Source organism: Aliihoeflea sp. 2WW, from assembly GCF_000497755.1.
Taxonomy (GTDB): Bacteria; Pseudomonadota; Alphaproteobacteria; order Rhizobiales; family Rhizobiaceae; genus Aliihoeflea.
Genome location: NZ_AYOD01000012.1, coordinates 1 through 26,087, shown reverse-complemented (window position 1 = coordinate 26,087; position 26,087 = coordinate 1). Strand labels below are relative to the sequence as shown.

Here is a 26,087-nt window from a genome sequence, read left to right as displayed (position 1 = left end):
CTCCCTCCCCCTTGTGGGGAGGGATAAAGGGTGGGGGTCTCACGACCATGGTCGTGACCTTCACAATAGACCCTGCAGCCGAACGCTCACTGCTCCAGCAGCAACCGCCCGTTCTCTACCCCAAACCTGCGCAGCCCGTTGAGAAAACTCATCCCGATCAGCGTCCCCGACAACGCCTTGTCGTCAAGCACCATGGCCTGGACGTCACGCACCACGATGCCGCCAATTTCGAGTCGCGACAGCGTGGCGGCCGCGGCATGGATGGTGCCGTTGGCGGTGTTGACCGGATGTTTGAAGTCGGCGGTCGAGACCGTGACGCCGATCCGCCGCGCTGTTGTCGTGTTGATTGCGACGACGCTGGCGCCGGTGTCGATCATGGCTTCGACGGTGCGGCCGTTCAGGCGGAAATCGCCGATGAAGTGACCACGGCCGTCGGGTTCGAGGCGTACGCGGCGTCCGGTCGCGGTCGCTGGCGGTTGCGCCAGCATGGAGATCGTCGGCGGTGTGTCCCCTTCGCCGCGCCCGAGCGCGGCTTGCGCCAGTCCCGGCAACAGGTCCGGATTGGCGTCGTGGATGGCGGGGATGGTGATCGCGGCCGCGACGACGGCCGCTCCGACGAGCATGAGATTGCGCAGCATGGGCCACTCCGGCACGGAACTGGCCCAAACTACCGCGCAGGAGCCTCCCGCGCGCTTAACGCCGCGCGCGACATGGCCGAAGCGTTAAGCGGCGGTTAAGAGCCTACTTCGTGCCGTACATGCGGTCGCCCGCATCGCCGAGGCCGGGCACGATATAGCCCTTCTCGTTCAGCTTCTCGTCGATCGAGGCGGTGACGACCGGCACGTCCGGATGCGCCTTGGTGAAGCGGTCGATGCCCTCGGGCGCGGCGAGAAGGCACAGGAAGCGCAGATTGGTCGCCCCGCGTTCCTTGAGCTTGTCGACGGCCATGATCGCGGAATTGGCGGTGGCGAGCATCGGATCGACGACGATGACGAGCCGGTCGGCCAGATCGCTCGGCGCCTTGAAGAAATACTCGACTGCCTGAAGTGTCTCGTGGTCGCGGTAGAGCCCGACATGGGCGACGCGGGCGGCGGGCACGAGGTCGAGCATGCCGTCGAGGAGGCCGTTGCCGGCGCGCAGGACCGAGGCGAAGACGAGTTTCTTGCCTTCCAGCGTCGGCGCGGTCATCGGCTGCATCGGCGTCTCGATCTCGCGCGTCGTCAGTTCGAGCTCGCGCGTCACCTCATAGCAGAGCAAAAGCGAAATCTCGCGCAGGAGCCGCCGGAAGCTGGCGGTCGACGTCGCCTTGTCGCGCATGATGGTGAGCTTGTGCTGGACAAGCGGGTGGTCGACGACGGTCACGCCCTGCATGGTCTGTCTCTCCGGATAGCGTTCAAGCGGCTGATGCGAGGACGCATAACGCCTGGCGCGCGGGAGTCAAACCCTGATCTGGCGTCAGTGCGTGCCGGCGCGCTTCGAGGTGCGCTCGTAAAGCTCGCGCACGATGCGGCTGGCGGTCGTCTCGAAGGCGAAGGGCAGGATCGCGTGGATCAGCGCCGCGCCGGCCGCCATGCCGAGCCGCGAGGCGAACCAGGCGGCGAAGGCCATGTGGCCGAAATAGGTCTCGCCGACATTGGCCGGATGGTCGGTGAAGATGCGTGCGATGCGCGTGGTCATGTCTGATTCCCCGATTTGTGAATCACAGGATCGCACGGCAAGCGGCCTCGAATGTCCCAAAGATTCCTTGTGAAGGGTCGTATATTGGGACATCATCCCAATATGGCTTATCAAATCGACGAAATAGACCGGCGCATCGTTGCTGCCCTGCAGCGTGACGCATCGTTGTCGATCGACCAGTTGTCGGAAGAGGTCCATCTGTCGCGCAACGCCTGCTGGCGGCGGGTGAAGCTGATGGAGGAGGAGGGTATCATCACCGGCCGCGTCGCGCTGGTCGATGCCGAGCGGCTCGGCTACGGGCTGTCCGTCTTCATCCTCGTGCGCACCACGCATCACGAGCCGGGCTGGCTCGACCGGTTCCGCGGCGCCGTCCAGTCGATCCCCGAAATCCAGGGCGTCTACCGCATGTCGGGCGATCTCGACTATGTGCTGCGCGCCCGCGTGCCGGACGTGAAGGCCTATGACCGGCTCTACCAGCGCTTGATCGCCAAAGTGCCGCTGTCGGACGTCTCGGCCTCCTTCGTCATGGAAGAGATCAAGGAGACGATGATGCTGCCGCCGATCGTCCGATAGGGCTGGTGACAGTTTCGCCGTTCGGGCGCATCATCGCCGGCCGGAGGGATTTGCGATGATCGTTCGCCAGCTCGACCGGGAGAATTGTCTTAACATCGTCGCGAAGAACCGGCTTGGACGGCTCGCCTGCGTCAGCGCCGGGCTGCCCTACATCGTCCCGATCCACTATGCGCGGTCCGAAGATCACCTCTATGCCTTCTCGATGCCGGGCCGGAAGATCGAGGCGATGCGGGCCGATGCCGGGGTCGCCATCCTCGTCGAGGAGATCGAGACACCGCAGCACTGGCGCACGGTCATGGTGCGCGGCCGGTTCGAGGAACTGCCCGACCGGATCGGCTTCAAGCGCCTGCGCGATCAGGCTTGGCAGTTGCTCAGCCGTCACGCAGCGTGGTGGGAGCCGGGAGCGTACAAGCCCGTCGCGCCGGCGCTCGCCTTCAAGTCCGACCAGGTCTTCTTCCGCATTTCCATCGACGAGATATCGGGCAGGGAATCGATCGACGACGATTGACGCGCCGCGTGCGACGGGGAATAGAGGCCGCCATGACCAGCGCCATCTCCCCCACCATCGGTTTCCAGCGTCTTCCCCACGGCGAAGGGCTCGACCTTCCCTCCTATGCGAGCGAGGAGGCGGCAGGCATGGATGTCCGCGCCGCAGTTCCCGCCGATCGCGAAATGCTCGTCCTGCCCGGCCGGCGCGTTTTGGTGCCGACTGGCTTCATCATGGAGATTCCCGCCGGCTACGAGGTGCAGGTGCGCCCGCGCTCGGGACTGGCGCTCAAGCACGGCATCACCTGCCTCAACACGCCCGGCACCATCGACAGCGACTATCGCGGCGAGGTGAAGGTGCTGCTGGTCAATCTGGGCGACGAGGAGTTTGCGGTGACGCGCGGAATGCGCATCGCGCAGCTCGTCGTGGCGCCGGTCGTGCGCCCGCGCCTGGAGGAGCGCTCGCATCTCGGCGAAACGGCGCGCGCGACGGGTGGCTTCGGCTCGACCGGGACCTGAAACAATTCGTGTCGACCCGGGCACGATCATGGTGAACAAAAGCTGATGCTCCACGTTTGGATGCAGCGCCCGTTCGGGACGCGCATTCACGTGAAGGAGACGCACCATGCCGGCTATCGGTCAATCGAAGGTCATGATCCTCGCCACCGACGGGTTCGAGCAGTCGGAACTCGAAGTTCCGCTGCAGAAGCTGAAGCAGGCTGGCGCGAAAGTTGAAATCGTCTCGCTCGAAGCAGGCGAGATCACCGGCTGGGACAAGGATGACTGGGGCAAGGCCGTCCCGGTCGACAAGGTCCTCGCCGACGCCTCCGTTTCGGACTATGACGCCCTCGTCCTGCCGGGCGGCCAGATCAACCCCGACCTGCTGCGGGTCGAGGAAAAGGTGGTCTCGTTCGTCAAGGCGTTCGACAAGACCGGCAAGCCGCTGGCGGCCATCTGCCACGCGCCCTGGCTCCTTATCGAGGCCGGGCTCGTCAAGGGACGCAAGGCGACGTCCTACAAGTCGATCAAGACCGACATGATCAATGCCGGCGCGAAGTGGGAGGATTCCACGACGGTTCGCGACGGCAATTTGATCACGGCACGAAATCCCGGAGATCTGGACGCCTTCTGCACCGCCATCATCGAGGCGGTGGAAGGTGGTTCGGCACAGCGTTCGGCTGCCGAGTAGCGGATCAGTCTCGCGGCCGGACAAGCGGCGCTGGCGCCTTCGTGGCTGCCGCGCCGCTTCTTTTTTGCGGGCTATTCTCGTTGGTATCGCCTTGTGTCATAAGGCGCCGTTTCCAGCGGATTAAGGCCCATGACACTCGCAGGCTTCGTCGCCTACAGCGCCGCCCTCGCCATTGCTGCGGCCATTCCCGGTCCCGGCATCATCGCGCTCGTGGCGCGGGCGCTGGGCTCCGGCATCCGCTCCACCGTGCCGATGGCAATGGGGCTGGCGCTTGGCGACATCGTCTATCTGGCAGCGGCCGTCATGGGCCTCGCCTTCGTCGCCCAGACGTTCGGTGCGGCTTTTCTCGTCGTCAAGTATGCCGGCGTCGCTTATTTGCTCTATCTCGCCTTCAAGCTTTGGAATGCCGGTCTTTCGGCGGAGCGCGTCGAGGCGAGGCGGGCGGAGGGCTTTGCGGCTTCCTTCCTGAGCGGACTCGTGGTGACGCTCGGCAATCCCAAGGTGATGGTCTTCTATCTGGCCCTGCTGCCAACCATCCTCGATCTGCGGACGGTTTCCGCCAGCGATTTTCTGGTGCTCGCCGGCCTGACCTTCGCGATCCTGATGGTGGTGCTGTTGCCCTATGTGGCGCTTGCTGCGCGGGCGCGGGGCCTGTTGTCGACGCCGCATGCACTCAGGCGGTTGAACCGGACCGCTGCGGCCATCATGGTCGGCGCGGCGGCTGCGATCGCCACGCGGACCTGAAGCTTCTCAATCAGCGCATCACCGCGCTGCCGCCACGGCGCGCGCAGGCCGGGCCGGGACCACGCATGTAGTGGCGCTCGGGCCGATAGGTCGGCAGCAGAAACTCGCGCAGCGCGCGGGGAAGATTGTTGAGGCGAGCCCAGATACGCATGACCCAAAATCCCTGACCAGTCGGTTGTCCCTTCCGAATGGCTTCAAAATAGCGAAATCAGATGAATTTCCGATGAATCGAAAATTAATTCATGCGGCATTTCTGCCCTGAAGAATGGCGGAATTGCGCGGGTTTGGTGGCGCATTTGCGCCACAATTCGGCTTCGGGTCGCGTGTTGCGTAAATGCCACGGTTTCAAGAGGCCTGAAACATTCGATCACGATCGGCTTCGTTTCGGAACATGACCCTGAAACCGGCGTTGGATCAGCATCAGGCATGGGCAATCCCGCCACCAATCCAGACGAGGAAGGACCGACGAATGGGTCTCTTTTCGAAAGACATCAAGACGATGGACGATCTTTTCGTCCACACCTTGCGCGACATCTACTATGCGGAAAAGCAGATCGTGAAAAATCTGCCCAAGATGATCGAGAAGGCGACGAGCCCCGAACTGCGCAGGGGCTTCGAAACGCATCTGCGCGAGACGGAAGGCCACGTTTCGCGGCTCGAGCGCGTGTTCGAGCTTCACGGCGTGGAGGCGAAGGGCGTGAACTGCCCCGCGATCGACGGCATCCTCAAGGAAGCCGACGAGATCGCCGGCGAGGTCGAGGACAAGCAGGTGCTGGATGCCGCGCTCGTCGCCGCCGCGCAGGCCGTCGAGCACTATGAGATGACGCGCTATGGAACGCTGGTCGCTTGGGCGAACAAGCTTGGACGCAGCGATTGCGCAGCGATCCTCCAGCAGACGCTCGATGAGGAAAAGGCGACCGACAAGAAACTGACCGACCTCGCCGAACGCGGCGGCGTCAATCTGGCGGCTGCCGAATAGGTCAAGTCTCAGGCAGCAACGTCATTCGCCGCGCCGGTATCCCGCGCAGGGTGCTTGGGCCGTTGCGGTGCTGCCGGGGTGACGGCATTTCGTCCATCACTCGCCTGACGGCAGATCAACCCTTCTCCCTCGCCCCGGGCGGTCAGCGGGATAGCGGGGAGCGGAATTTCGTGGCCCGGCTTCGCGGCGAAGCCGGGCCACTCTTGCCTAGATGGCGGCAGGTTTCATATGAAGCGCGATGGCCATCGAGATCGAACGCAAGTTTTTGCTCGCTTCGGACACCTGGCGCCGCCACGCGGTCTCCGTCCGGGCGTTGCGTCAGGGATATGTCTGCAGCGCCCCGGACCGGTCGGTTCGTGTGCGGATATCGGGCCCGGATGCGTGGCTGACGCTCAAATTCGGCCCTGCGGGACCGGCGCGCGAAGAGTTCGAGTACGCGATCCCGCTCGCCGACGCCGAGGCGATCCTCGCCCATGCAGCCGACACGATCGACAAGCAGCGCCACATTGTGCCGTGGCAGGGCCTCACCTTCGAGATCGACGAGTTTCACGGCCGGCTGGCGGGACTGGTCATTGCCGAACTGGAAACCGAGCGCGTCCATGACGGGCCGCTTCCGGACTGGATCGGACGCGAGGTTACCGACGACCCGCGCTACTACAATGCCGTGCTCGTGCGTGACGGCTTGCCGGAAGGTCGGCGATGACGCGCCGCCGGATCGACCCGCAGCGCCCGTTCGCGGAGGAAGCGCGGCGTCTCCTTCAAAACGACTTGGCCGAGATCGCCGCAGGACTTGCCCACGCACGCGAGCACCGCGACGAAGGCCTTCACGAAGCACGCAAGGCGATCAAGAAGGCGCGCGCGCTGCTCAAGCTCCTTCGCACCGCCGATGAGCCGTTCTACGCGGATGAAAATGCGCGCCTGCGCGACCTCTCCCGCTCGTTCGCCGACGCCCGCAATGCCGCGTCTCTGGTCGAGGCCGTGGAGCGGCTGCGCCTCGCGCATCCCGATCACGCGAAGGCGCTCATCGCCCTGAAGGCGCGGCTCAAACTGCGGCGCGACGCGCATGTCATCGATGGCGATGTGCTAGGTAGGCGCATCGAAGAGGGGCTCGTATGCGTCGAGCAGATGCGTCTCGACATGGATCGCTGGCAATTGCCGGCCGAACCCGACGCGGCCGCGGCCGTTCTCGCTGCGGGCGTGAAAGCCAATTTGCGACGGGCGAAGCGGGCGCTGAAAAGAGCCGAGGATCAGGCGCAGGACGAGGATTTTCACGACCTGCGAAAAGCCGTGAAGGCCTATTGGACGCAGCTTGGGCTCCTGCGCGAGCTGTGGCCGCAACGGGTAAAGAAAAAGCGGGCGCGTCTTGAGGAACTCGGGGAAAGACTGGGCGAGCACAACGACCTCGCTGCACTCGTCCTGCTTCTTCGTTCACGGGAACTTGATCTGACCACGTCTCGCTCGAAGCGCCTTCGCAGAATTTCGGCAAAGACCAAGGCAGTTCTCGCACATTCGACCACCAAATCGGCGCGGCGCTTGGTCGGATCGCCCCCAAAACACCTCGAATCGACATTTGTCGAACGACTTCAAGCTGATGGAGAGCTTGCAGCAGCGGTTGACAGCGCTCCTTTTGGTCGCCCCATGTGAGAAATGCTCTTGCCTCGACTGCAGCTTTGTCACTAAAAGACCGCGGGGATTCAGGGGTCTTCAAGAAGGCATCAGCCCTTTGCCAGACTTCCATGCCGATTAACGGACCGTTCAATGACGTTACGTTAGTCTAGCGAAAGGCGAGACTTAGGGTCCGCCCGCTGACCGCGTTTTGCGTGGGAGGTGGCATTTGGGGGTCACGTACGAATGCAGCTTTCGGAAATGCCCGAGCCGCTTGCGGCCGATATTGGCGCAAACGTGCTCGCACGGCTGCGCCAGATGCATTTGGAAGCGCTCCCCCGAAACTACGAAGTCATCTACGAGGCTTTGAGCGGCGCCAATCCGGCTTTGGTGGAAGCGATTGCCGCAATCGGCCAGACGCCGGGTCAGGACGCTTTCGACCGCATGGCCGAGCGCTGCCTTGGCCGCGGGCGCGGCGACAGGATCATCGAGACGGCGCACGCTTCGATGAGCCTCAAGCTCGACGAAATCCTGCTGCTGCTCCGGAGCGAACGGTCGTCGCGCGAGAAATATGGCGAGATCCTCGACGTGACGTCCCAGGGCTTGCGGGCACGCAGCACGGTTTCACAGGACTTTTTGCAGAAGGTTGCCAGCGTCATGTCGAGCGCGACGGACACGGCGCTCGACAGCACCCGCCGGGTCGCCTCCACGATGCAGGACAAGTCCAGCGAACTGGAAGCGGTGAAGGCTGAGCTCGAGGAATACAAGAAGCTCTCCGACACCGACGCGCTGACCGGGCTGGCCAACCGCCGCGCCTTCGATCGCGCGATGGAAGGGGTCTATGTCGATCGCCGCGAGGCGATGTTCGGTGCGCTCGTCCTGGCCGACATCGACCGGTTCAAGCCGGTCAACGACAAGCACGGTCACCCGATCGGCGACCGCATCCTCCAGATCGTCGCTGCGGTCTTCAAGGCCTCGATGTCGACCAACGTGACGGCCGCACGGACCGGCGGCGAGGAATTCGGCGTCATCGTGACGGGCATGAGCGAAAAGGCGGTGATGGACCTCGCCGAGGAAATCCGCGTAACGGTCGAGCAGACCCCCTTCGTCAACGCCAAGACGGGAACCGACTACGGGCCGATCACCGTATCCTTCGGTGTCTGCATGGCCTCCGAGGCCAAGGGGCCGGACGAACTCTACCGCAAGGCCGACCGTGCGCTCTACGCCTCCAAGAATGGCGGCCGCAACCGCGTCACCACCCATTCCGACCTGAAGGACGGCAAGTTCACCAAGGGGTGGAAGCTCTACAGCTCGAACTGATCAGGCCGGCGCCTCTTCAAGCGGTTCGATCGGGATCAGCGGCGCGGGCAGGGATGTCGTCTTTTCCGCCGCTTTGCAGATATCCGCGATGACGCAAGCCGGGCAGTCCGGCTTTCGCGCCTTGCACACATAGCGACCGTGCAGGATCAGCCAGTGATGGGCGTGGCGCATGTATTCGTCCGGAATGATGCGGACGAGAATGTCTTCCACCTCGTCGGGCGTCTTGCCCGGCGCAAGCCCGATCCGGTTTCCGATCCGCAATATGTGCGTGTCGACCGCCATGGTCGGTTGGCCGAATGCCATGTTGAGGACGACATTGGCCGTCTTTCGCCCGACGCCCGGCAGCTTCACCAGTTCGTCGCGGTCGCCCGGCACCTCGCCGCCATGATCGCGGATCAGGGCTTGCGAGAGCGCGATGACGTTCTTCGCCTTGTTGCGCCACAGTCCGATTGTCTTGATATGTTCGCCGACCTTCGCCTCACCGAGCGCCAGCATCTTTTGCGGCGTGTCCGCAATGGCGAACAGCGCCCGCGTCGCCTTGTTGACGCCGGCATCCGTCGCCTGCGCCGAAAGCACGACCGCGACCAGCAGCGTGAACGCGTTGACGTGCTCCAGTTCGCCCTGCGGCTCGGCCCGCTGGACATGGAAGCGGCGGAAAATCTCAGAAATCTCCGCCCATGTGTAGCGCGTGCGCCGGGCAGGCGTCTTCGCCTTGCGTTTCGCTGCGTCGCGCAGATTTGAACGGGCGGCCGCCGGAACGGCGCTTTTCGTCTTGGGCTTTTCCATGCGGCTTCTATAGATTTGAGGGATGGCCGACACAAATGCCGAAGACGCGCCGATCTTCAAGGCGCTTTTAACGCCGCACCGTTCGCTCGGGCGAACCGGGTTCTGGTTGCTGATGGGACTGCTCGTCGCCATCTGGATCGGCATGGGCGGGATGTTTCTGTCGATGGGCGCCTGGCCGGTGTTCGGTTTCTTCGGCCTCGACGTCCTGCTGATCTATCTCGCTTTCCGCGCCAGCTACCGCTCCGGCCGCGCCCGCGAGGAGGTGGCCGTCTCGCGCACCCGCCTCGACATCCGCAAGGTCGCCCCGTCCGGCCGCGAGGAAGCGCACGCCTTCAACCCCTTCTGGACCAAATTCCGCATCGCCCGCCACGACGAGATCGGCATCACCGACATGGCGGTGGAAGGTGAGGGAAGGCGGGTGGCGATCGGCGCGTTCCTCAACCCCGACGACCGCGAGAGCTTCGCCGCGGCGTTCGGCCAGGCGCTGGCGACGGCGAAGATGCGCTAGCTTCCACCTCGATTGCCTTCCATATAAAATCTTGTATATTGAACGCGTATGATTTCTCGCGCGAAGACCATCGAATTCTGCGGCAGTTCTCTCGATGATCTCAGGGCGTTTCCGGCGACGGTCAGGCGTGACGCCGGCTACCAATTGGATAGGGTGCAGCAAGGCCTCGATCCAAATGACTGGAAGCCGATGACGACGATCGGCCGAGGCGTTCGCGAGATTCGTCTCAGGGACGCAGCAGGTGCCTTTCGCATTGTCTATGTCGCCCGGTTGGGGGACGCCATTTTCGTACTGCATTGTTTCCAGAAGAAATCACAGGCTACCGGCAAGCCGGACATCGATCTTGCGACGAAGCGGTATCGGGACCTCCTGAAGGAGATTGAGCGATGACGAGAGAAAGCTTCACCAGCGTTTGGGACGCGATCGAGGACACGCCGGCCGAGGCCGAGAACATGAAGCTGCGCTCGGCGCTGATGATGTCCCTCGAACAACACATTCGGGCTGAGGGCTGGACGCAGGCCGAGGCTGGACGGCGCTTGGGAGTGACGCAACCACGTATCTCCGATCTGCTCCACGGCAAGGTCAGCCTGTTCGGATTGGACACGCTCGTCAACATGGCGGTGGCCGCGGGCTTGCATGTAGAGTTGCGAATAGAGAAGGCGGCCTGAGAACTCGTCAAGAATCGGGTGGCGGCGACCGTTCCGGCGCGCGATATTCGCGGCATCAGGAGACCATCGCCATGAACGCTCACAGCGCCGTGCTTCAAAAGGACATCACGCCGGAAGGCTCCGACTACGAGACCGTCCGCCGCGTCATCGAGAAGATCAGCCTCGATTTCCGCGACCAGCCCTCGCTCGACGAACTGGCGGCCGAGGTCGGCGAGACGCCGATGGGGCTGCAGAAGCTTTTCACCCGCTGGGCCGGCCTGTCGCCCAAAGCCTTTTTGCAGGCGGTCACGCTCAACCATGCCCGTCGTCTGCTCGACGAGGGCCTGCCGCTGCTCGAGGCCTCGATGGAGGTCGGCATGTCCGGCCCCGGTCGCCTGCACGACCTCTTCGTCACCCACGAGGCGATGTCGCCGGGTGACTACAAGACGCGCGGCGCGGGCCTGACGATCCGCTACGGCTACCACCTCTCGCCTTTCGGCGTGGCGCTGGTCATGGTCACCGACCGCGGCCTTGCCGGCCTTTCGTTCAACGATGCCGGCGGCGAGCGCGAGGCCTTTGCCGACATGTCGAGCCGCTGGCCGAATGCGGCCTATGTCGAGGACATGAGCGCCACCGCGCCCTATGCCGCCCGCATCTTCGATCCGGCCCGCTGGCGCTCGGAGGAACCGCTGCGCGTCGTCCTGATCGGCACCGATTTCCAGGTCCGCGTCTGGCAGGCGCTTCTGAAGATCCCCATGCACAAGGCGAAGACCTACTCCGCCATTGCCGGCGAGATCGGCGCTCCGAAGGCGAGCCGCGCGGTGGGTGCGGCGATCGGCGCCAATCCGGTCTCCTTCGTGGTGCCGTGTCACCGCGCGCTCGGCAAGTCCGGCGCGCTGACCGGCTATCACTGGGGCCTGACGCGCAAGCGCGCGATCCTCGGCTGGGAGGCCGGGCAGGTGTCGACCTAGCATCGGACCGAAAAGTGGCCCCCGGTTTTCGGCAGTTCCGATGCGCGCCAAGAATGACGATTTTGCTGCCCCTTGCAGCGAAAATCGACTAGAGGCGTTTCGCGAAGGGACATTGCGGAGGCCTCAATTCCATGATCACGGTGATCGGCTCGATCAATCTCGACCTCATTGCCAATGTCGGCCTCTTGCCGCGCCCCGGCGAGACGGTTCCCGGCGACGGCTTCAAGACCTCGCCCGGCGGCAAGGGCGCCAATCAGGCGCTGGCTGTCAAGCGCGCCGGCGGCGAGGTCCGCATGGTCGGCGCGGTCGGGCAGGATGCCTTTGCCGACGAAGCGCTCGCCTGCCTGCGCGAGGGGCTGGTCGACCTGTCGGGCGTGCGCGAATCCCATTCCACCACCGGCACCGCAACCATCCTCGTCGCCAAGGACGGGGAGAACATGATCGCGGTCGTGCCGGGCGCGAACGGCTCGCTCGTTCCCGGCGATGTCAAGAACGTCCATCTGGAAAAGGGCGACTGGCTGCTGCTCCAGCACGAAATCCCGATGCGCACCGTCAAGGCTGCGCTCGAGGAAGCCAAGCGCGTCGGCGCGACCTCGATCCTCAACACCGCGCCCTTCCGGTCCGAAGCGGCCGAATTTCTGCAACTCGCCGACTACGTCGTCGCCAACGAGACCGAGTTCGACGCCTATGCAGAACTCAGGGGCATCGGGGCCTCCGACCGCCGCGCGGCGATGCGCGAAATGGCCGACAAGACCGGCACGACCATCGTCGTCACGCTTGGCGCAGCCGGCGTCATGGCCGCCGTCCAGGGCGGCATGCTGGAGGCGCAGGGGTTGAAGATCGAGCCGGTCGACACGGTCGGCGCAGGTGACACCTTCTGCGGTTACCTCGCCGCTTCGCTGGCCGAGGGGATGAAGCTGGAGGATGCTCTGCGCCGTGCTGCCGTCGCCGGTTCGCTCGCCTGCCTGAAACCCGGCGCCCAACCCGCGATCCCGCAGGCGAAGGATGTCCAGGAGGCGATGGGCTAGCGCTCGGGGCCGGGCTTTGTTAGAAGCCCGCCAACGAACCGGATTCCTGACATGGCCGAGAAAATCGAAGAGGCGGTAGCGCGCCGCCGTACGTTTGCCATCATCGCGCACCCTGACGCCGGCAAGACGACGCTGACCGAAAAGCTCCTGCTTTTCGGCGGTGCGATCCAGCTCGCCGGTGAGGTCAAGGCGAAGAAGGACAAGATCCAGACCCGCTCGGACTGGATGAAGATCGAGCGTGAGCGCGGCATTTCGGTCGTCACCTCGGTGATGACGTTCGAATATGGCGACCACGTCTTCAACCTTCTCGACACGCCCGGCCACGAAGACTTCGCCGACGACACCTATCGCACCCTGTCCGCGGTCGATAGCGCCGTCATGGTCATCGACGCGGCCAAGGGCATCGAGCCGCGGACCTTGAAGCTTTTCGAAGTTTGCCGCCTGCGCGATATCCCGATCGTCACCTTCGTCAACAAGATGGACCGCGAGGCGCGCGATACGTTCGAGATTCTCGACGAGATCGAGGAAAAGCTGGCGCTTGACACCGCGCCGATCACCTGGCCGATCGGCAAGGGCAAGAACTTCGCCGGTACGTATCATCTTGCCGACAACGCCGTGCGTCATGGCGATGCCGATATGGAATGGTCGAAGGTCAATGGCCCCGATTCCAACCGCGTCGCCGGCAAGCTGCCGGAAAACGAGCGCGAGGCGTTCATCGAGGAACTCGACCTTGCGCGCGAGGCGTGCCGGCCGTTCGACGAAAACGCGTTCCGGGAAGGGCATCTCACCCCGGTCTTCTTCGGCTCGGCGCTGCGCAATTTCGGTGTGCGCGACCTGATCGAAGCCCTGGGTGACTGGGCGCCGCCGCCGCGGGCGCAAGAGGCGGATTCCCGCCGTGTCGATGCGACCGAGCCGAAGATGACGTCGTTCGTCTTCAAGATTCAGGCGAACATGGACCCGAACCACCGTGATCGCATCGCGTTCGTTCGTGTGTGCTCGGGCACGCTGGAGCGGGGCATGAAGGCCAAGCTCGTGCGCACCGGCAAGCAGATGAGCCTCTCGGCCCCGCAATTCTTCTTCGCCAAGAGCCGCATCACCGCCGACGAGGCCTTCGCCGGCGATGTCGTCGGCATCCCGAACCACGGCACGCTGCGCATCGGCGACACGCTGACCGAGGGCGAGGAAATCCTCTTCCGCGGCGTGCCGAACTTCGCGCCCGAAATCCTGCGCCGCGTGCGCCTCGGCGATCCGATGAAGGCCAAGAAGCTGAAGGAAGCCCTCCAGCAAATGGCCGAGGAGGGTGTCGTGCAACTCTTCCTGCCGGAAGACGGCTCGCCCGCCATCGTCGGCGTCGTCGGCGCGCTGCAGCTCGACGTCCTCAAGGAGCGCCTGTCGGCCGAATATTCGCTGCCCGTCGATTTCGAGATCGCCCGCTTTTCGGTCTGCCGCTGGATTGCGGCCGAGAAGACGGAACTGCAGCGCTTCATCGACGCGCACAAGGGCGACATCGCCCGCGATCTCGACGGAGACCCCGTCTTCCTCGCGCAACACGCCTTCGGCCTCAACTACGAGGCGGACCGCTGGAAGCAGGTCACCTTCGCGGCGATCAAGGACTATCAGGTTCGCGACGCCGCCTGATCGCGCGATTGGGAATCGATTTCCAACGATCGGTCTGTTCCGTGTCCTTCGTCGCGCCAAGCCGCTTTCGCGCAGCCTGATTTTGCTCGCTTGGCGCCCCCGTTGCGCTAGGATGTCGCCAACGCCATATGGCTTTTGAACGACAATCCGCGAAGGGAGAGACGACCATGAGCTTGCGCATCAACCAGACCGCGCCCGACTTCACCGCCGACACCACCAAGGGCGAGATCAACTTCCACGAGTGGATCGGCGACGGCTGGGCCGTCCTCTTCTCGCACCCGAAGAACTTCACGCCGGTCTGCACGACCGAACTCGGCACCATGGCCGGCATCGCGCCGGAGTTCGACAAGCGCGGCGTCAAGATCATCGGCATCTCGGTCGATCCGGTCGCCGACCACGGCAAATGGAAGGAAGACATTAAGATCGCGACCGGCCATTCGGTCGACTATCCGCTGATCGGCGACAAGGATCTGAAGGTCGCCAAGCTCTACGACATGCTGCCGGACGATGCGGGTTCGTCGTCCGAAGGCCGCACGCCCGCCGACAACGCGACCGTCCGCTCGGTCTACGTCATCGGCCCGGACAAGAAGATCAAGCTGATCCTCACCTACCCGATGACGACGGGGCGCAATTTCGACGAGATCCTGCGCGCGATCGACTCCATGCAGTTGACGGCCAAGCACCAGGTCGCGACGCCGGCCAACTGGAAGCAGGGCGAAGACGTCATCATCACCGCCGCCGTCTCCAACGAAGACGCCAAGGCCCGCTTCGGCGACTACGAGACCGTGCTGCCCTATCTGCGCAAGACGAAGCAGCCGCAGGCTTAAGCCGCTACGAATGAAAAGGCCGGGATCGCTCCCGGCCTTTTCTCATTCCTGGACGCCGTCAGGCGGCGGACTTGCGGCTCCGCCAGCTATCGACATAGCTCTCGCGCGCATCGCGCGAATAGGGCACTGCCGAAACGCGCACGCGGATTTCGATCTGCTTGGAAGGTTCGACCGTGGTCTTGCCCGACCCGCCATCCGGCTCGCCCCAGACGAGCGTCAGAACGTCGCCTTCCTTGATGTCGGCGTCGACCGTGCCGAGCGAGAGCATGCGGCGTTCGTTGTAGCTGTAGCCGGCGAACATCGACAGGCCGACCATCTTGCCGTCCTTCATGATGCGGTCGTAGCTCGACGAGGCATAGTTCGAGAGCGGCAGATCCATGAACTTGGCGTTGTCGCCTTCCTGGAACATTGTGGCGAACGCGGCGATCACGTCATCCGGGTTCCACTCGAAGGTGACCTTCCGACGATGCGGACCGTCGGCCATCTTCTCCAGCGCCTCACGGCCGATGAAGTCGTGGTCGAACTTGACGTAGATGCCGTAACCGAGGTCCCACGGCGTCAGGTAATAGTCCTCGATATTTTCGGAAATGTACGAGCCGCCGATGGCGCCGGTCGCCTCGTAGCTCTTGTCCGACAGCCACTCGCGATAGCCCTTCATGCTCTCGCCGGTGTAGATCGCCGGCAGCGGGGAAGGAATCCAGCCCGATTCCAGCGTGTTCGTCGCATAGGCGCGGCTGCCGACTGCGACGAGGCCGTGCTCTTCGCCGGCCGCGATGATGGCGTCGCGGATGACGTCGTAATCCTCATAGGGGCCGTAGAGTTCGAGGCCGGGCACGCCCGCCATGCCGTGGCGCAGCGCGCGCACCTTTTTGCCCGCGACGTTGATCCAGTCCATGTTGAAGAACTTGATCTCCGGCACCGGGCCGCCATTGAGCTTTTCGAGGATGGCAGGAGCATTCGGGCCCTGGACCTGGAAGCGGTAGTGACGGCGCAGCACCGGCTTGCCCTGCGGGCGCGAGGGCGAACGCGGGTCTTCAGTCAGCTTGACGTCGTAGTCGCCGGTTTCGGCGTGGTACTGCACCCAGCTCACCGTCGGCGCGCGGCCGACGAGGTTGAACTCGGTCTCGCTTTCGCGGAACATGATCACGTCGCCGATGACGTAGCCTTCCGGCGTCACCGGGACGAAGTGCTTGGCCTTGCCCGGCGTGAAATTCTTGAACGAGTTGATCGCCAGATAGGAGAGGAGCTTTTCGGCGTCCGGTCCCTCGACCTTCAGTTCGGCCATATGGTGCGACTGGTCGAACAGCACCGCGCTTTCGCGCCAGGCGCGCTGCTCGTCGCGCCAGTTGGTGAATTCGGGCGCGACGACCGGATAGACATAGGCGCCGATCTTGGAATTGCGCAGCATGTCGACCGTGCTGCCGGCAGATTTCAGCTTCTGTTCGAGATTGCTCATGGGTTTCCTCCCGGGAATGATGATGCGACGCGTCGTCGGCAGGCTTGAAGGCCGGCAACGCGCGTCGTTGGATACAGAATGGCGTGGAAATAACCGAAGTCAAGCCGAGTTGGCCACAATCGATCAATTTCTGTATACAGAAATCAGGTTGCGATCAGCGACAGTCCGGGCACGCGCCCGATCAGGTTCGGCGCCTCGCCGACGACGAAGTCAAGATTCTTGCGGGCGAGCCGCGCATGTTCGCGGCCGAGCGCCTCTGCCCGCGCGCCCTCGCGCATGGCGATCGCCTCGACGATATCGCGGTGCTGGCGCTGGGCATGGCTCAGCGAGCGGCGAAAGGCGAGGACGTCCGCCTGGTTTTCGAGAAAGGCACTGGGCGAGGCGAAGGGCAGGTGCATCGCCCGCTCCACTTCGCGCCGCATGGTCTCGCTGCCCGCAAGCCCGGCCAGCATCGCGTGGAACTCCGTGTTGAGCTCGACATACTGGTCGAAGAGCATGTCCTCCGGCCGTTCGCGAAAGCACGTGTCGAGCTCGTCGACGAGGTCGCGGATCGCCTTCAGCCGCTCGGGCGCGACGCCGCGCTCGGCCGCCAGCCGCGCCGCCGTTCCCTCAAGCACACCGCGCAGCTCGATCGCGTCGATCACGTCGGCGAGCGTGAAGGCGCGAACGGTGTAGCCGCCCGAGGGCAGCGGCTCCAGCAGCCCTTCCTGCTCCAGCCGCGCGAGGGCTGCGCGTAGCGGCGTGCGCGAGATTTCGAGCTGTTCGGAGAGGCCGATTTCGGAAAGACGTTGGCCGGGCTGGACCGAACCGCCGAGCACGAGCTGGCGGACGCCGAGGAGCGCTTTCAATGCCTGGCTGTCGCGTCGCTTTTCCATCCCGATCAGTCGCGCAGCCGCTCGGCGACGAGGTGGGCGAGCTTTGTCGCGACCTCGTCCTTCGTCATTTCCGGCCACGCCTCGTTTCCGGCGCGCGAAACGATGGTCACCCGGTTGTTCGCCCCGCCCATGATGCCGCCCGCCGACGTCGCGCCCGCGGCCGAGACGTCGTTGGCGACGATGAAGTCCGCACCCTTGCGATCAAGCTTGGCTGCCGCGTGGTCGAGCAGCTTCTCGGTCTCGGCGGCAAACCCGATGACGAGCTTCGGCCGCTCGGCATGGTGGCCGATCGCCGCGAGGATGTCGGGGTTCTCGGTCATGGAAAGGCTCGGCGCCCCTGCGCCGGTCACCTTCTTGATTTTCTCGCCGTTTTCCGATTCCGGCCGCCAGTCGGCGACGGCGGCGACTAAGATCGCGGCATCGGCCGGCAGCGCGGCCTCGACCGCCGCCTTCATCTGCCGCGCCGTCTCGACATGCACAATCGTCACGCCGGCCGGGTCGGCGACGGAGACGGGACCGGAGACGAGCCGCACATCCGCGCCGAGCCTTGCCAACGCCGCAGCAATCGCATGCCCCTGCTTGCCCGACGAGCGGTTGGCGATATAGCGCACCGGGTCGATCGGCTCATGCGTTGGGCCCGACGTCACGATGACGCGCTTACCGGCAAGCCGCTTTTCCGCGTCGCCCAGAAGCTTTTCGACCGCCGCAACGATCTCCAGCGGCTCGGCCATCCGGCCTTCGCCCGCCTCGTTGCTCTCCGCCATCTCGCCCCACGCAGGCCCGACGAAACGAATACCGTCGGCCTCCAGCGTCGCCCGGTTGCGGCGCGTCGCAGCATGGCTCCACATCGCCGGATTCATCGCCGGCGCGACCAGCACCGGCTTGTCCGTCGCAAGCAGCACGGTCGAGGCAAGATCGTCCGCCAGCCCATGCGCCATCTTCGCCATCAGGTCGGCGGTGGCGGGCGCGACGACGATCAGATCTGCCTCGCGCGACAGGCGGATGTGGCCAACATCGTGCTCGGCCTGCCGGTCGAAGAGTTCGGTGAAGACGTGATCGGCCGACAGCGCACCGACCGCAAGCGGCGTCACGAACTCCTGCGCGCCTCTCGTCATCACGCACCGAACCTTCGCCCCGCGCTCGCGCAACCGGCGGATCAGGTCGAGCGATTTGTATGCCGCGATCCCGCCGGAAATGATCAGGAGAATGCGCGTGTTCGAAAGGGTCATGCTGCGCTCGTCATCGCGCCGGCTTCAGCGCCGGCTCGATGTCGGTATGGACGAAATCGTCGCCCTTGAACAGAAGCGGCATGTTCCGCGACTTTGCCAGCGCGTAGGAGAAGCAGTCGCCGAAATTGAGACCTGCGGCGTGACCGGAGCCGCGACCGAAGCGCTGATGTGCTTTGATTGCGACAACTGCCTCCGTTCGTCCCATGGGGATGATTTCGATTGCGACCTTCTCGATCAACAGGTTCAGGCGTTCGAAACCGCGCGGAGACAGATCATTCGACATGACAAGTCCTGCCTCTACGTAGGTCGACGCTCCCATCATCGGTCCTGGCGCATGCCCAAGAGCGAGCAGGAATGCCTCGGCCTCCTCCTCTGCGCGCAGTATCGCGACGAGAGCAGATGTATCGACGACCATGGATCAGCTCTTGTCCATATAGTCGTAGAGCGCGTCCGACTCGGCCTTGTGATCGATCGGCCTATCCGGCCGGATTCCGAGCGCCAGAAGCTCCTCCAAAGAAGCTTTCGGGCGCCATGGTCCGCCGCTTGCATGGTCAAGACTGTCTGCCGGCAGCGGCCGTTGCAGGCGATCACGCGCCTCCTGTTCCATGGAAACGCCGCGCCTGGCCGCACTGATCCGCAAGTCGCGCATTACTTGGTCATCGATCTTTCGAACGGTCATGTTGCCCATGTCGGCCTCCTGTCGGCGCAATATAGCGTCAACACAGGATGATTGCAATGCTGGCACTGCAATCAATGCTATCAGGCCACCTGCACCGCAATCCACACCAGCGTCGCCGCGATCAGCCAGAGCGCGATCCGCCCGGAGCGCGTGTGCCGCGCTTCCGCCTTGCCGATCTTCGCCGCCGTCTCGTCGTCGAAGCGCAGGCCGTCTTCGGCCATGGCGTCGATCTCGCGCGACAGGCGCTCGGTGCGTGCGGCGATGTCGGGAGCTTGGCGAGCGAGGGCGGCGAGCGCGAAGGCGGCGTCGCGGGCGTCTTCGGCAAATCCGCGCGGGCCGAGATTGGCGCGTATCCAGTCGCCGACGACAGGCTCGGCCGTCTTCCACATGTTGAAGGCGGGGTCGAGCGAACGGGCGACGCCCTCGACGACAACCATCGTCTTTTGCAGGAGAAGCAGTTCGGAGCGCGTCTCCATGTCGAAGAGTTCGGTCACCTCGAAAAGCAGCGTCAGCAACCGCGCCATCGAGATCGTCTCCGCCGGCTGGCCATGAATCGGCTCGCCGATCGCGCGGATCGCCTGCGCGAACGCGCGCACGTCATGGGTGCGCGGCACGTAGCCGGCCTCGAAATGCACCTCGGCGACACGCACATAATCGCGCGTGATGAAGCCGTAGAGAATTTCGGCGAGGAACCGCCGCTCTTTCTTGCCGAGCCGCCCGGCAATGCCGAGATCGACCGCGACGATGGTGCCGTCCGGCTCGACGAAGAGGTTGCCCGGATGCATGTCGGCATGGAAGAAGCCGTCGCGCAGCGTGTGGCGCAGGAAGGACTGGATCAGGTTCGCAGCGATGCGCTTGAAGTCGTGGCCGGCGGCCTGCATCGCCTCGACGTCCGACATCTTGATGCCGTCGATCCACTCCATCGTGATGACGTCGCGGCCCGTCCGCTCCCAGTCCACCCAGGGCACGCGGAAACCGGGATCGGCGGCCGTGTTCTCGCCGAGTTCGGAAAGCGCGGCCGCTTCCAGCCGCAAATCCATCTCGATCCGCGTCGTCTGGGCGAGCGTCTTCGCCACCTCGACAGGCTTCAGCCGGCGCGCGGAGGGAATGAACCGCTCCTGCATGTGCGCGGCGAGGAAGAAGCCTTCGAGATCATTGGCGAACCGCCGCCGCACGCCCGGCCGGATCACCTTGACGGCGACTTTTTCCACGCGTCCCTGCCGATCGATCGTGCCCGGATGGACCTGCGCGATGGAGGCCGCGGCGATCGGCTCTTCGAGGGTGAGGAACAGCTCGTCCACCGGACGGCCGAGCGATTCCTCGATCTCCGCGCGTGCGAGCGCGGTCGGGAAGGTCGCCATGCGGTCCTGCAGACGGGCAAGCTGGTTGGCGACGTCGCCACCGACCACGTCCGGCCGCGTCGCGAGGAACTGGCCGAGCTTGACATAGGACGGTCCGAGCCGGTCGACGGCCTTCGACATGCGGTCGGCTGCGTCATGACTGCGCGAACGCCGCCGCGCGAGCTTGCGCGCGAACTGCCACGCAACGCGCGGCGCGCCGATGAGCTGGTCGCCGGGAAGCGCCGCGATCACGCCCTCGCGCGCGAGAATCCAGCCGGCATGGGCCAGGCGAAAATAGGCTGCAGGCGTGGTCATCGAGCGGCCGGCCTCACAGCTTCCAGCCCGAATGCAGCGCAGCGATGCCGCCCGAATAATTGCGCCAGGTCACCCGGTCGAAGCCGGCTTCGCGGATCATCGCGGCGAAATTCGCCTGATTGGGGAATTTGCGGATGGACTCGACCAGATAGCGATAGGGCTCGCCGTCGCCCGCCACGATCTTGCCGATCTGCGGGATCGCGTTGAACGACCACGCCTCGTAGACCTTGTCGAGGACGGGCATCTCGACGTCGGAGAATTCGAGGCAGAGGAAGCGCCCGCCGGGCTTGAGCACGCGATAGGCTTCCGACAGCGCCCTGTCGATGCGCGGCACGTTGCGGATGCCGAACGCGATCGTATAGGCGTCGAACGTCGCGTTCTCGAACGGCAGTTCCTCGGCATTGGCCTCGATGAAGTTCACATGCGCGTCGAGCTTGCGTTTGACGGCCCGGTCCTGGCCGACGGCAAGCATCGAGCCGTTGATGTCGAGCACGGTCGCCTGCGCATTGCGGTCGGACGCCTCGACGATGCGGAACGCGATGTCGCCGGTGCCGCCGGCAACGTCGAGCACGCTCCAGCCGGGCCGGCGCGGCGGGTTCAACCACGTCACCATCGCGTTCTTCCACACCCGGTGCAGGCCCGCCGACATCAAATCGTTCATGACGTCGTAGCGCTCGGCGACCTTGTGGAACACGTCGTTGACGAGCGGCTGCTTCTCGCCTTCGCCCACCTGCCGGAAGCCGTAGGAAGTTTCCATCCCGCCTTGGGCGGTGGTGCGTGCGTCCGACATCAATTCACCTGTTTCGTCCTGAAAATCGCGGCGACCATAGCCGATCGACCATCGGGGCGCTATCTTCCCGCCCGCGATGAAGAGCCGCGCCGAACAACGAAGTTAGAAAGTCCGTAATGGTTCTCAAGGCAGAATTGCATTGTCATATCGAGGGCGCCGCCGCGCCCGAACTGGTCGAAGCCCAAGCCCGCAAATACGGCAAGGACGTTTCCCATTTCATCAAGGACGGCTCGTTCGTCTGGCACGATTTCACCAGCTTCCTGAAAGCGTACGATGAGGCCGCCGACCTTTTCCGCTCGGAAGAGGACTACGCGCGCCTGGCCGAGCACTACCTCTCCTCAATCGCCCGCGACGGCGCCATCTATTCGGAGGTCTTCACCTCGCCCGACCACGCCGAGGCGGCAGGCCTCTCGCCCAAGGCCTACACCGATGCGCTCGGCGAAGGCATGGCGCGCGCCAAGGCGAAGACCGGCATCGAGGGCCGGATGATCGTCACCGGCGTGCGCCATGTCGGCGTCGAATCGATCGAGAAGGCCGCGCGCTTTGCCGCAAAGTGCGGCCATCCGCTGGTCACCGGCTTCGGCGTTGCCGGCGACGAGCGCATGGGCACGATGGAGGACTATGTCCGCGCCTTCGAGATAGCCCGCGAGGCCGGTCTCGGCATCACGGTCCATGCCGGCGAGTTCGGCGGGCCGCAAAGCGTGCGCGACGCGCTCGACCACATCCGCCCCTCGCGCATCGGCCACGGCGTGCGCGCCATCGAGGATGCCGACCTCGTCCAGCGCATCGTCGACGAAGGCGTGGTGCTGGAGGTGTGCCCCGCCTCCAATATCGAGCTCAAGGTCTACCCGTCCTTCGCCGAGCATCCATTCGGCAAACTGCGCGCCGCCGGCTGCAAGGTGACGCTCAATTCCGACGACCCGCCCTATTTCTGGACGTCGCTCAAGCGCGAGTACGAAATCGGTCGCGACGAGTTCGGCCTGTCCGACAAGGATTTGACCGCCCTGACCCGGACTGCGATCGAGGCGGCATTCTGCGACAGGAAGACGAAGACAGCGCTGCTGGCGAAGGTGGATGCCAGGCGCTGATCCGGTCGGGTCATCGCCAAAACGCCCCCTCCGCCTCGCAGTCACTCGGCACCTCCCCCGCTTCGCAGGGGAGGACCCACCGTCGAGGACGTCCGCGACCTTGATCCTCTCCTGCGAAGCGGGGGAGGGGGACCGCCGAAGGCGGTGGAGGGGGCGCACCGATCGCTCTACCCCTGCCCATACGTCTTCGGCGCATCGTCCAGCCCCTTCAACAATGCCGCTGCGCTCTTCAGATAAGCCCTGCGCTTGTCATGATCCATCCGCGCCCAGTTTCGATAGACCTGCGCCAACCTGTGATTGCCAGCCAGCTTCTTCGCGTTCCTGTCCAGGAAATCCCAATAGAGCGGATTGAACGGGCACGCGTCCGGCCCCGTCTTCTTCTTCACGTCGTACCGGCACGAGCCGCAATAATCCGACATCCGGTCGATATACGCGCCGCTGGCGGCATAGGGCTTGGTGCCCAGGATACCGCCATCGGCGAACTGGCTCATGCCGATGACGTTCGGCAGTTCCACCCACTCATAGGCGTCGGCATAGACTTCGAGATACCATTCATGCACCTGCCGCGGCTCGATGCCGGCGAGGAGCGCGAAGGTGCCGGTCACCATCAGCCGCTGGATGTGGTGGGCATAGGCATGGTCGCGCGTTTCCTCGACCACGTGCCGCACGCAGTTCATGTCGGTCTCGCCCGTCCAGTAGAAATCGGGCAGGGTCCGCGTCGCGCCGAAGAAGTTCATCTCGCCATAGGCCGGCATCTTCAGCCAGTAGACGCCGCGCACATATTCGCGCCAGCCGATGATCTGCCGGATGAAGCCTTCGGCGGCATTGAGCGGAACGTCGCCCGCCCGCCATGCCGCATCGACCCGCCGGCACAGGTCGAGCGGATCGAGAAGGCCGATATTGATGTAGGGTGAGAGCAGGGAGTGGTAGAGGAATGGCTGCCCGATGAGCATAGCGTCCTGATAGTCGCCGAATGCCGCCAGCGCGTCGCTTAGAAACGCTTCGCGCGCTGCCTCGGCCCGCTTGCGCGTAACCGCCCAGCCGAATCTGTCTAGCTTGCCGAAATGGTCGGCGAACCGATCCTCGACCAGCGCGATGACCTCCGTCGTAACCGTGTCCGGCCGGAAGCGTTTCGGCTTGGGCATGAAGAGATCGTCGGCAGCCGGCTTGCGGTTGTCCGCGTCGAAGTTCCATTTGCCGCCCGCAGGCTCGTCGCCCTCCATCAGCAACCCGGTCCTGCGTCGCATCTCGCGATAGAAATACTCCATGGTGAGTTGCTTGCGACCGTCCGCCCATTTTGCGAAGTCGTCATGGCTGGCGAGAAAGCGGGTATCCGGCCGGATTTCGACCGGGCAGCCAACGGCCGCTTCCCAGTCGCGCATCATCTCCATCACCCGCCATTCGCCAGGCTCGGTGACGATCACGCGTTCCGGCTTATGCCGCTCCACCGCGCGCTCCAGTTCGCCGCTGAAGCTGCCCGAATTGCCGCGATCGCTCAGCTTCACATAATCGACGTCAAACCCCGCCTGCCGCAGCTCCTCGGCGAAATGGCGCATGGCGGAGAGGATAAAGACGATCTTCTGCTTGTGGTGGCGCACATAGGTCGTCTCGTCGGCGACCTCGCACATCAGCACGACGTCCTGCGCCGGATCGGCATCCGCCAGATTCGACATCGCCGGCGAAAGCTGGTCCCCGAGAATGAAGATCAGGTGCCGCGCCTTGCGTCGGCCGAGGGTCATGCGTGTCTCCAGACAGGTCAGACAACGCATACGACGGGAACCCACGAATGGTTGCCGCCCGCCAAAATGCCGCAGCGCGACAAGGCGCCCCTGCGACAGCCCGCGCCTTTGACGCCCCGTCCGCTTGGCCTATGTTCCTCTCAGGCAACCGACAAGGACCACGTCATGGACCCGCTCATCCTCTCCAGGATTCAGTTCGCGGCGAACATTTCGTTTCACATCCTGTTCCCGACGATCACGATCGCGCTCGGCTGGGTCCTTCTCTTCTTCAAGCTGCGCTTCGACCGCACCGGCGACCACGCCTGGATGAAGGCCTATTTCTTCTGGGTGAAGGTGTTCGCGCTGTCCTTCGCGCTCGGCGTCGTGTCCGGCGTCACGATGAGCTTCCAGTTCGGCACCAACTGGCCGGGCTACATGGAAACGGTCGGCAACATCGCCGGCCCGCTTCTCGCCTACGAGGTCCTGACCGCCTTCTTCCTCGAGGCCGTCTTCCTCGGCATCATGCTCTTCGGCTTCCGCCGCGTGTCGAACCGCGTCCACACGCTGGCGACCTTCCTCGTCGCCTTCGGCACCACCATGTCGGCCTTCTGGATATTGGCGCTGAACTCGTGGATGCAGACGCCGGCCGGCTTCGAGATGCGCGACGGCGTGGCGCACGCGACGGACTGGTTCGCCATAGTCTTCAACCCGTCCTTCCCCTATCGCCTGACCCACATGCTGATCGCGTCGGGCCTGACGGTCGCGTTCCTCATCGCCGGACTCTCGGCACTGCGCTACATCCGCGGCGATCGTTCCGCATCGATGCACAAGGCGCTGAAGACTGGCGTCTATCTCGGCGCGATCCTGATCCCGGTGCAGATCTTCGTCGGCGACATGCACGGCCTCAACACGCTCGAGCACCAGCCGCAGAAAGTCGCGGCGATGGAAGCCAATTGGGAAACGCGGCCCAACGTGCCGCTTGTCCTTTTCGCCTGGCCCGACGAGGAGGCGCGCGAGAACCGTTTCGAAATCGCCATACCCAACATGGCGAGCGTCATCCTGAAGCACTCGCCCGACGGCGTCGTGCCCGGCCTCAACGACTATGAGGGCGAGCACCCGCCGGTCGCCCCCGTCTTCTGGGGCTTCCGCATCATGGTCGGCACCGGCATGGCGATGCTGGCACTGTCATGGGCGGGCGCATTCTTCCTTTACAGGCGCGGCGCGCTTCCCGTCCCGATCGCCTACGGTTTCGCCGGCATGGCGTTTTCGGGCTGGGTCGCCACGCTCGCCGGCTGGTACACCACCGAAATCGGGCGCCAGCCCTGGCTCGTCGCCGGCGTCCTCAAAACCGCCGATGCCGTCGCCCCCGTCCCCGGCGCCCATGTCGCCCTGACGCTGGCGATCTACGTCGTCCTCTATCTCGTGCTCATGGTCGTCTATCTCGGCGTCCTCACCCATCTGGCACTGAAAGCCGGCAAGGAAGGCGACGACGAACCCGATCCGGCGGTGGAGGATGAGCCATTGTCCCAGCCTGTGGCGGGGGAATAGGCATCTTGTTTAGCTTTGCACCAGACACCCCCCTCTGGCCTGCCGGCCATCTCCCCCTCAAGGGGGGAGAT

Annotated in this window: 32 protein-coding genes; 18 read left to right on the top strand and 14 right to left on the bottom strand. The window is 64.4% G+C overall.

What is annotated here, in order from left to right:
• Positions 1-86: 86 nt before the first annotated feature.
• From ALII_RS0107960 to ALII_RS0107950, 3 genes are all read right to left on the bottom strand, one after another.
• Entirely contained in the window at positions 87-638 is a 552-nt protein-coding gene (locus ALII_RS0107960) for a TIGR02281 family clan AA aspartic protease (protein ID WP_024586793.1), read from the bottom strand.
• 103 nt (positions 639-741) lie between these two features.
• On the bottom strand, positions 742-1,371 hold the full coding sequence (upp, locus tag ALII_RS0107955) for a uracil phosphoribosyltransferase (RefSeq protein WP_024586792.1): 630 nt from the start codon (positions 1,369-1,371) through the stop codon (positions 742-744).
• An 84-nt stretch (positions 1,372-1,455) separates the two neighbouring features.
• Positions 1,456-1,677 carry a DUF6356 family protein gene (locus tag ALII_RS0107950; protein ID WP_024586791.1) on the bottom strand — a complete coding sequence of 74 codons (222 nt, stop codon included), beginning with the start codon at positions 1,675-1,677 and terminating at the stop codon, positions 1,456-1,458.
• A gap of 102 nt (positions 1,678-1,779) precedes the next feature.
• On the opposite strand from ALII_RS0107950, the gene ALII_RS0107945 reads away from it, so the two are divergent.
• From ALII_RS0107945 to ALII_RS0107925, 5 genes are all read left to right on the top strand, one after another.
• Positions 1,780-2,250, top strand: a complete 471-nt coding sequence (locus ALII_RS0107945; protein ID WP_035449513.1) for an Lrp/AsnC family transcriptional regulator — start codon at positions 1,780-1,782, stop codon at positions 2,248-2,250.
• A 55-nt stretch (positions 2,251-2,305) separates the two neighbouring features.
• A complete protein-coding gene (locus tag ALII_RS0107940; protein ID WP_024586789.1) occupies positions 2,306-2,758 on the top strand; it encodes a pyridoxamine 5'-phosphate oxidase family protein in 453 nt (150 codons plus the stop codon).
• Positions 2,759-2,790: 32 nt separating this feature from the next.
• Positions 2,791-3,255, top strand: a complete 465-nt coding sequence (gene dut, locus ALII_RS0107935) for a dUTP diphosphatase (RefSeq protein WP_024586788.1) — start codon at positions 2,791-2,793, stop codon at positions 3,253-3,255.
• 106 nt (positions 3,256-3,361) lie between these two features.
• Positions 3,362-3,925, top strand: a complete 564-nt coding sequence (locus tag ALII_RS0107930; protein WP_024586787.1) for a type 1 glutamine amidotransferase domain-containing protein — start codon at positions 3,362-3,364, stop codon at positions 3,923-3,925.
• 129 nt (positions 3,926-4,054) lie between these two features.
• Positions 4,055-4,669 (top strand): LysE family translocator, encoded by a 615-nt coding sequence (locus ALII_RS0107925; RefSeq protein ID WP_024586786.1) that lies wholly within the window; start codon positions 4,055-4,057, stop codon positions 4,667-4,669.
• A gap of 10 nt (positions 4,670-4,679) precedes the next feature.
• Here ALII_RS0107925 and ALII_RS22865 read toward each other — a convergent pair whose 3' ends face one another.
• Both ALII_RS22865 and ALII_RS22325 read right to left on the bottom strand, forming a co-directional pair.
• Complete coding sequence (locus ALII_RS22865) at positions 4,680-4,820, bottom strand: hypothetical protein (RefSeq protein ID WP_173401401.1); 141 nt, start codon at positions 4,818-4,820, stop codon at positions 4,680-4,682.
• A 43-nt stretch (positions 4,821-4,863) separates the two neighbouring features.
• Positions 4,864-5,097, bottom strand: a complete 234-nt coding sequence (locus tag ALII_RS22325; protein WP_152529564.1) for a hypothetical protein — start codon at positions 5,095-5,097, stop codon at positions 4,864-4,866.
• A 41-nt stretch (positions 5,098-5,138) separates the two neighbouring features.
• Here ALII_RS22325 and ALII_RS0107915 point away from each other — a divergent pair, with 41 nt between their 5' ends.
• From ALII_RS0107915 to ALII_RS0107900, 4 genes are all read left to right on the top strand, one after another.
• Positions 5,139-5,648 carry a ferritin-like domain-containing protein gene (locus ALII_RS0107915; RefSeq protein WP_024586785.1) on the top strand — a complete coding sequence of 170 codons (510 nt, stop codon included), beginning with the start codon at positions 5,139-5,141 and terminating at the stop codon, positions 5,646-5,648.
• A 238-nt stretch (positions 5,649-5,886) separates the two neighbouring features.
• Positions 5,887-6,351 carry a CYTH domain-containing protein gene (locus tag ALII_RS0107910; RefSeq protein ID WP_024586784.1) on the top strand — a complete coding sequence of 155 codons (465 nt, stop codon included), beginning with the start codon at positions 5,887-5,889 and terminating at the stop codon, positions 6,349-6,351.
• Positions 6,348-7,292: a CHAD domain-containing protein gene (locus ALII_RS0107905; protein WP_024586783.1), complete on the top strand. Its 945-nt coding sequence runs from the start codon at positions 6,348-6,350 to the stop codon at positions 7,290-7,292. Before ALII_RS0107910 ends, ALII_RS0107905 begins: the two co-directional genes overlap by 4 nt.
• Positions 7,293-7,499: 207 nt before the next feature.
• Positions 7,500-8,573 carry a GGDEF domain-containing protein gene (locus tag ALII_RS0107900; protein ID WP_024586782.1) on the top strand — a complete coding sequence of 358 codons (1,074 nt, stop codon included), beginning with the start codon at positions 7,500-7,502 and terminating at the stop codon, positions 8,571-8,573.
• Here the strand turns inward: ALII_RS0107900 and nth are convergent, their stop codons facing one another.
• Positions 8,574-9,359 carry an endonuclease III gene (gene nth / locus ALII_RS0107895; protein ID WP_024586781.1) on the bottom strand — a complete coding sequence of 262 codons (786 nt, stop codon included), beginning with the start codon at positions 9,357-9,359 and terminating at the stop codon, positions 8,574-8,576. It lies immediately after the preceding gene.
• A gap of 22 nt (positions 9,360-9,381) precedes the next feature.
• Between nth and ALII_RS0107890 the strand changes: the two genes are divergently transcribed.
• From ALII_RS0107890 to ALII_RS0107860, 7 genes are all read left to right on the top strand, one after another.
• A complete protein-coding gene (locus ALII_RS0107890; protein ID WP_024586780.1) occupies positions 9,382-9,867 on the top strand; it encodes a DUF2244 domain-containing protein in 486 nt (161 codons plus the stop codon).
• 48 nt (positions 9,868-9,915) lie between these two features.
• Positions 9,916-10,257, top strand: a complete 342-nt coding sequence (locus ALII_RS0107885) for a type II toxin-antitoxin system RelE/ParE family toxin (protein ID WP_029660313.1) — start codon at positions 9,916-9,918, stop codon at positions 10,255-10,257.
• A complete protein-coding gene (locus ALII_RS0107880) occupies positions 10,254-10,535 on the top strand; it encodes an XRE family transcriptional regulator (RefSeq protein ID WP_024586778.1) in 282 nt (93 codons plus the stop codon). The genes ALII_RS0107885 and ALII_RS0107880 overlap by 4 nt, the downstream gene beginning before the upstream one ends.
• 71 nt (positions 10,536-10,606) lie before the next feature.
• The gene (locus ALII_RS0107875; protein ID WP_024586777.1) at positions 10,607-11,485 is read left to right on the top strand and encodes a bifunctional helix-turn-helix domain-containing protein/methylated-DNA--[protein]-cysteine S-methyltransferase; all 879 of its coding nucleotides are present in this window, start codon (positions 10,607-10,609) and stop codon (positions 11,483-11,485) included.
• Positions 11,486-11,616: 131 nt separating this feature from the next.
• The gene (locus ALII_RS0107870) at positions 11,617-12,513 is read left to right on the top strand and encodes a ribokinase (protein ID WP_024586776.1); all 897 of its coding nucleotides are present in this window, start codon (positions 11,617-11,619) and stop codon (positions 12,511-12,513) included.
• A gap of 51 nt (positions 12,514-12,564) precedes the next feature.
• Entirely contained in the window at positions 12,565-14,151 is a 1,587-nt protein-coding gene (locus ALII_RS0107865) for a peptide chain release factor 3 (protein ID WP_024586775.1), read from the top strand.
• Between the two features lie 167 nt (positions 14,152-14,318).
• The gene (locus tag ALII_RS0107860) at positions 14,319-14,978 is read left to right on the top strand and encodes a peroxiredoxin (protein ID WP_024586774.1); all 660 of its coding nucleotides are present in this window, start codon (positions 14,319-14,321) and stop codon (positions 14,976-14,978) included.
• Between the two features lie 58 nt (positions 14,979-15,036).
• On the opposite strand, the gene ALII_RS0107855 is transcribed toward ALII_RS0107860, so the two are convergent.
• The 7 genes from ALII_RS0107855 to ubiE form a co-directional block, all read right to left on the bottom strand.
• Positions 15,037-16,434, bottom strand: a complete 1,398-nt coding sequence (locus ALII_RS0107855; protein ID WP_024586773.1) for an aminomethyltransferase family protein — start codon at positions 16,432-16,434, stop codon at positions 15,037-15,039.
• Positions 16,435-16,577: 143 nt separating this feature from the next.
• Positions 16,578-17,309: a GntR family transcriptional regulator gene (locus tag ALII_RS0107850; protein WP_029660312.1), complete on the bottom strand. Its 732-nt coding sequence runs from the start codon at positions 17,307-17,309 to the stop codon at positions 16,578-16,580.
• Positions 17,310-17,314: 5 nt separating this feature from the next.
• Complete coding sequence (gene coaBC / locus ALII_RS0107845) at positions 17,315-18,538, bottom strand: bifunctional phosphopantothenoylcysteine decarboxylase/phosphopantothenate--cysteine ligase CoaBC (protein ID WP_024586771.1); 1,224 nt, start codon at positions 18,536-18,538, stop codon at positions 17,315-17,317.
• Between the two features lie 10 nt (positions 18,539-18,548).
• Positions 18,549-18,953, bottom strand: a complete 405-nt coding sequence (locus ALII_RS0107840; protein WP_024586770.1) for a type II toxin-antitoxin system VapC family toxin — start codon at positions 18,951-18,953, stop codon at positions 18,549-18,551.
• A gap of 3 nt (positions 18,954-18,956) precedes the next feature.
• Positions 18,957-19,226 carry a hypothetical protein gene (locus ALII_RS0107835; protein ID WP_024586769.1) on the bottom strand — a complete coding sequence of 90 codons (270 nt, stop codon included), beginning with the start codon at positions 19,224-19,226 and terminating at the stop codon, positions 18,957-18,959.
• 71 nt (positions 19,227-19,297) lie between these two features.
• Positions 19,298-20,872 carry a 2-polyprenylphenol 6-hydroxylase gene (ubiB, locus tag ALII_RS0107830; protein WP_024586768.1) on the bottom strand — a complete coding sequence of 525 codons (1,575 nt, stop codon included), beginning with the start codon at positions 20,870-20,872 and terminating at the stop codon, positions 19,298-19,300.
• Positions 20,873-20,885: 13 nt separating this feature from the next.
• On the bottom strand, positions 20,886-21,662 hold the full coding sequence (ubiE, locus tag ALII_RS0107825) for a bifunctional demethylmenaquinone methyltransferase/2-methoxy-6-polyprenyl-1,4-benzoquinol methylase UbiE (protein ID WP_024586767.1): 777 nt from the start codon (positions 21,660-21,662) through the stop codon (positions 20,886-20,888).
• Positions 21,663-21,778: 116 nt separating this feature from the next.
• Between ubiE and ALII_RS0107820 the strand changes: the two genes are divergently transcribed.
• Complete coding sequence (locus ALII_RS0107820; RefSeq protein ID WP_024586766.1) at positions 21,779-22,750, top strand: adenosine deaminase; 972 nt, start codon at positions 21,779-21,781, stop codon at positions 22,748-22,750.
• Between the two features lie 167 nt (positions 22,751-22,917).
• On the opposite strand, the gene ALII_RS0107815 is transcribed toward ALII_RS0107820, so the two are convergent.
• Positions 22,918-24,489 carry a cryptochrome/photolyase family protein gene (locus ALII_RS0107815; RefSeq protein WP_024586765.1) on the bottom strand — a complete coding sequence of 524 codons (1,572 nt, stop codon included), beginning with the start codon at positions 24,487-24,489 and terminating at the stop codon, positions 22,918-22,920.
• 165 nt (positions 24,490-24,654) lie between these two features.
• Between ALII_RS0107815 and ALII_RS0107810 the strand changes: the two genes are divergently transcribed.
• On the top strand, positions 24,655-26,016 hold the full coding sequence (locus ALII_RS0107810; protein WP_024586764.1) for a cytochrome ubiquinol oxidase subunit I: 1,362 nt from the start codon (positions 24,655-24,657) through the stop codon (positions 26,014-26,016).
• Positions 26,017-26,087: the final 71 nt, after the last annotated feature.

Bases quoted from the DNA above. Each gene is read 5' to 3' on its own strand.
- ALII_RS0107960 (WP_024586793.1), bottom strand. From the start codon at position 638: ATGCTGCGCAATCTCATGCTCGTCGGAGCGGCCGTCGTCGCGGCCGCG.
- upp (WP_024586792.1), bottom strand. From the start codon at position 1,371: ATGCAGGGCGTGACCGTCGTCGACCACCCGCTTGTCCAGCACAAGCTC.
- ALII_RS0107950 (WP_024586791.1), bottom strand. From the start codon at position 1,677: ATGACCACGCGCATCGCACGCATCTTCACCGACCATCCGGCCAATGTC.
- ALII_RS0107945 (WP_035449513.1), top strand. From the start codon at position 1,780: ATGGCTTATCAAATCGACGAAATAGACCGGCGCATCGTTGCTGCCCTG.
- ALII_RS0107940 (WP_024586789.1), top strand. From the start codon at position 2,306: ATGATCGTTCGCCAGCTCGACCGGGAGAATTGTCTTAACATCGTCGCG.
- dut (WP_024586788.1), top strand. From the start codon at position 2,791: ATGACCAGCGCCATCTCCCCCACCATCGGTTTCCAGCGTCTTCCCCAC.
- ALII_RS0107930 (WP_024586787.1), top strand. From the start codon at position 3,362: ATGCCGGCTATCGGTCAATCGAAGGTCATGATCCTCGCCACCGACGGG.
- ALII_RS0107925 (WP_024586786.1), top strand. From the start codon at position 4,055: ATGACACTCGCAGGCTTCGTCGCCTACAGCGCCGCCCTCGCCATTGCT.
- ALII_RS22865 (WP_173401401.1), bottom strand. From the start codon at position 4,820: ATGCGTATCTGGGCTCGCCTCAACAATCTTCCCCGCGCGCTGCGCGAG.
- ALII_RS22325 (WP_152529564.1), bottom strand. From the start codon at position 5,097: ATGCCTGATGCTGATCCAACGCCGGTTTCAGGGTCATGTTCCGAAACG.
- ALII_RS0107915 (WP_024586785.1), top strand. From the start codon at position 5,139: ATGGGTCTCTTTTCGAAAGACATCAAGACGATGGACGATCTTTTCGTC.
- ALII_RS0107910 (WP_024586784.1), top strand. From the start codon at position 5,887: ATGGCCATCGAGATCGAACGCAAGTTTTTGCTCGCTTCGGACACCTGG.
- ALII_RS0107905 (WP_024586783.1), top strand. From the start codon at position 6,348: ATGACGCGCCGCCGGATCGACCCGCAGCGCCCGTTCGCGGAGGAAGCG.
- ALII_RS0107900 (WP_024586782.1), top strand. From the start codon at position 7,500: ATGCAGCTTTCGGAAATGCCCGAGCCGCTTGCGGCCGATATTGGCGCA.
- nth (WP_024586781.1), bottom strand. From the start codon at position 9,359: ATGGAAAAGCCCAAGACGAAAAGCGCCGTTCCGGCGGCCGCCCGTTCA.
- ALII_RS0107890 (WP_024586780.1), top strand. From the start codon at position 9,382: ATGGCCGACACAAATGCCGAAGACGCGCCGATCTTCAAGGCGCTTTTA.
- ALII_RS0107885 (WP_029660313.1), top strand. From the start codon at position 9,916: ATGATTTCTCGCGCGAAGACCATCGAATTCTGCGGCAGTTCTCTCGAT.
- ALII_RS0107880 (WP_024586778.1), top strand. From the start codon at position 10,254: ATGACGAGAGAAAGCTTCACCAGCGTTTGGGACGCGATCGAGGACACG.
- ALII_RS0107875 (WP_024586777.1), top strand. From the start codon at position 10,607: ATGAACGCTCACAGCGCCGTGCTTCAAAAGGACATCACGCCGGAAGGC.
- ALII_RS0107870 (WP_024586776.1), top strand. From the start codon at position 11,617: ATGATCACGGTGATCGGCTCGATCAATCTCGACCTCATTGCCAATGTC.
- ALII_RS0107865 (WP_024586775.1), top strand. From the start codon at position 12,565: ATGGCCGAGAAAATCGAAGAGGCGGTAGCGCGCCGCCGTACGTTTGCC.
- ALII_RS0107860 (WP_024586774.1), top strand. From the start codon at position 14,319: ATGAGCTTGCGCATCAACCAGACCGCGCCCGACTTCACCGCCGACACC.
- ALII_RS0107855 (WP_024586773.1), bottom strand. From the start codon at position 16,434: ATGAGCAATCTCGAACAGAAGCTGAAATCTGCCGGCAGCACGGTCGAC.
- ALII_RS0107850 (WP_029660312.1), bottom strand. From the start codon at position 17,309: ATGGAAAAGCGACGCGACAGCCAGGCATTGAAAGCGCTCCTCGGCGTC.
- coaBC (WP_024586771.1), bottom strand. From the start codon at position 18,538: ATGACCCTTTCGAACACGCGCATTCTCCTGATCATTTCCGGCGGGATC.
- ALII_RS0107840 (WP_024586770.1), bottom strand. From the start codon at position 18,953: ATGGTCGTCGATACATCTGCTCTCGTCGCGATACTGCGCGCAGAGGAG.
- ALII_RS0107835 (WP_024586769.1), bottom strand. From the start codon at position 19,226: ATGGGCAACATGACCGTTCGAAAGATCGATGACCAAGTAATGCGCGAC.
- ubiB (WP_024586768.1), bottom strand. From the start codon at position 20,872: ATGACCACGCCTGCAGCCTATTTTCGCCTGGCCCATGCCGGCTGGATT.
- ubiE (WP_024586767.1), bottom strand. From the start codon at position 21,662: ATGTCGGACGCACGCACCACCGCCCAAGGCGGGATGGAAACTTCCTAC.
- ALII_RS0107820 (WP_024586766.1), top strand. From the start codon at position 21,779: ATGGTTCTCAAGGCAGAATTGCATTGTCATATCGAGGGCGCCGCCGCG.
- ALII_RS0107815 (WP_024586765.1), bottom strand. From the start codon at position 24,489: ATGACCCTCGGCCGACGCAAGGCGCGGCACCTGATCTTCATTCTCGGG.
- ALII_RS0107810 (WP_024586764.1), top strand. From the start codon at position 24,655: ATGGACCCGCTCATCCTCTCCAGGATTCAGTTCGCGGCGAACATTTCG.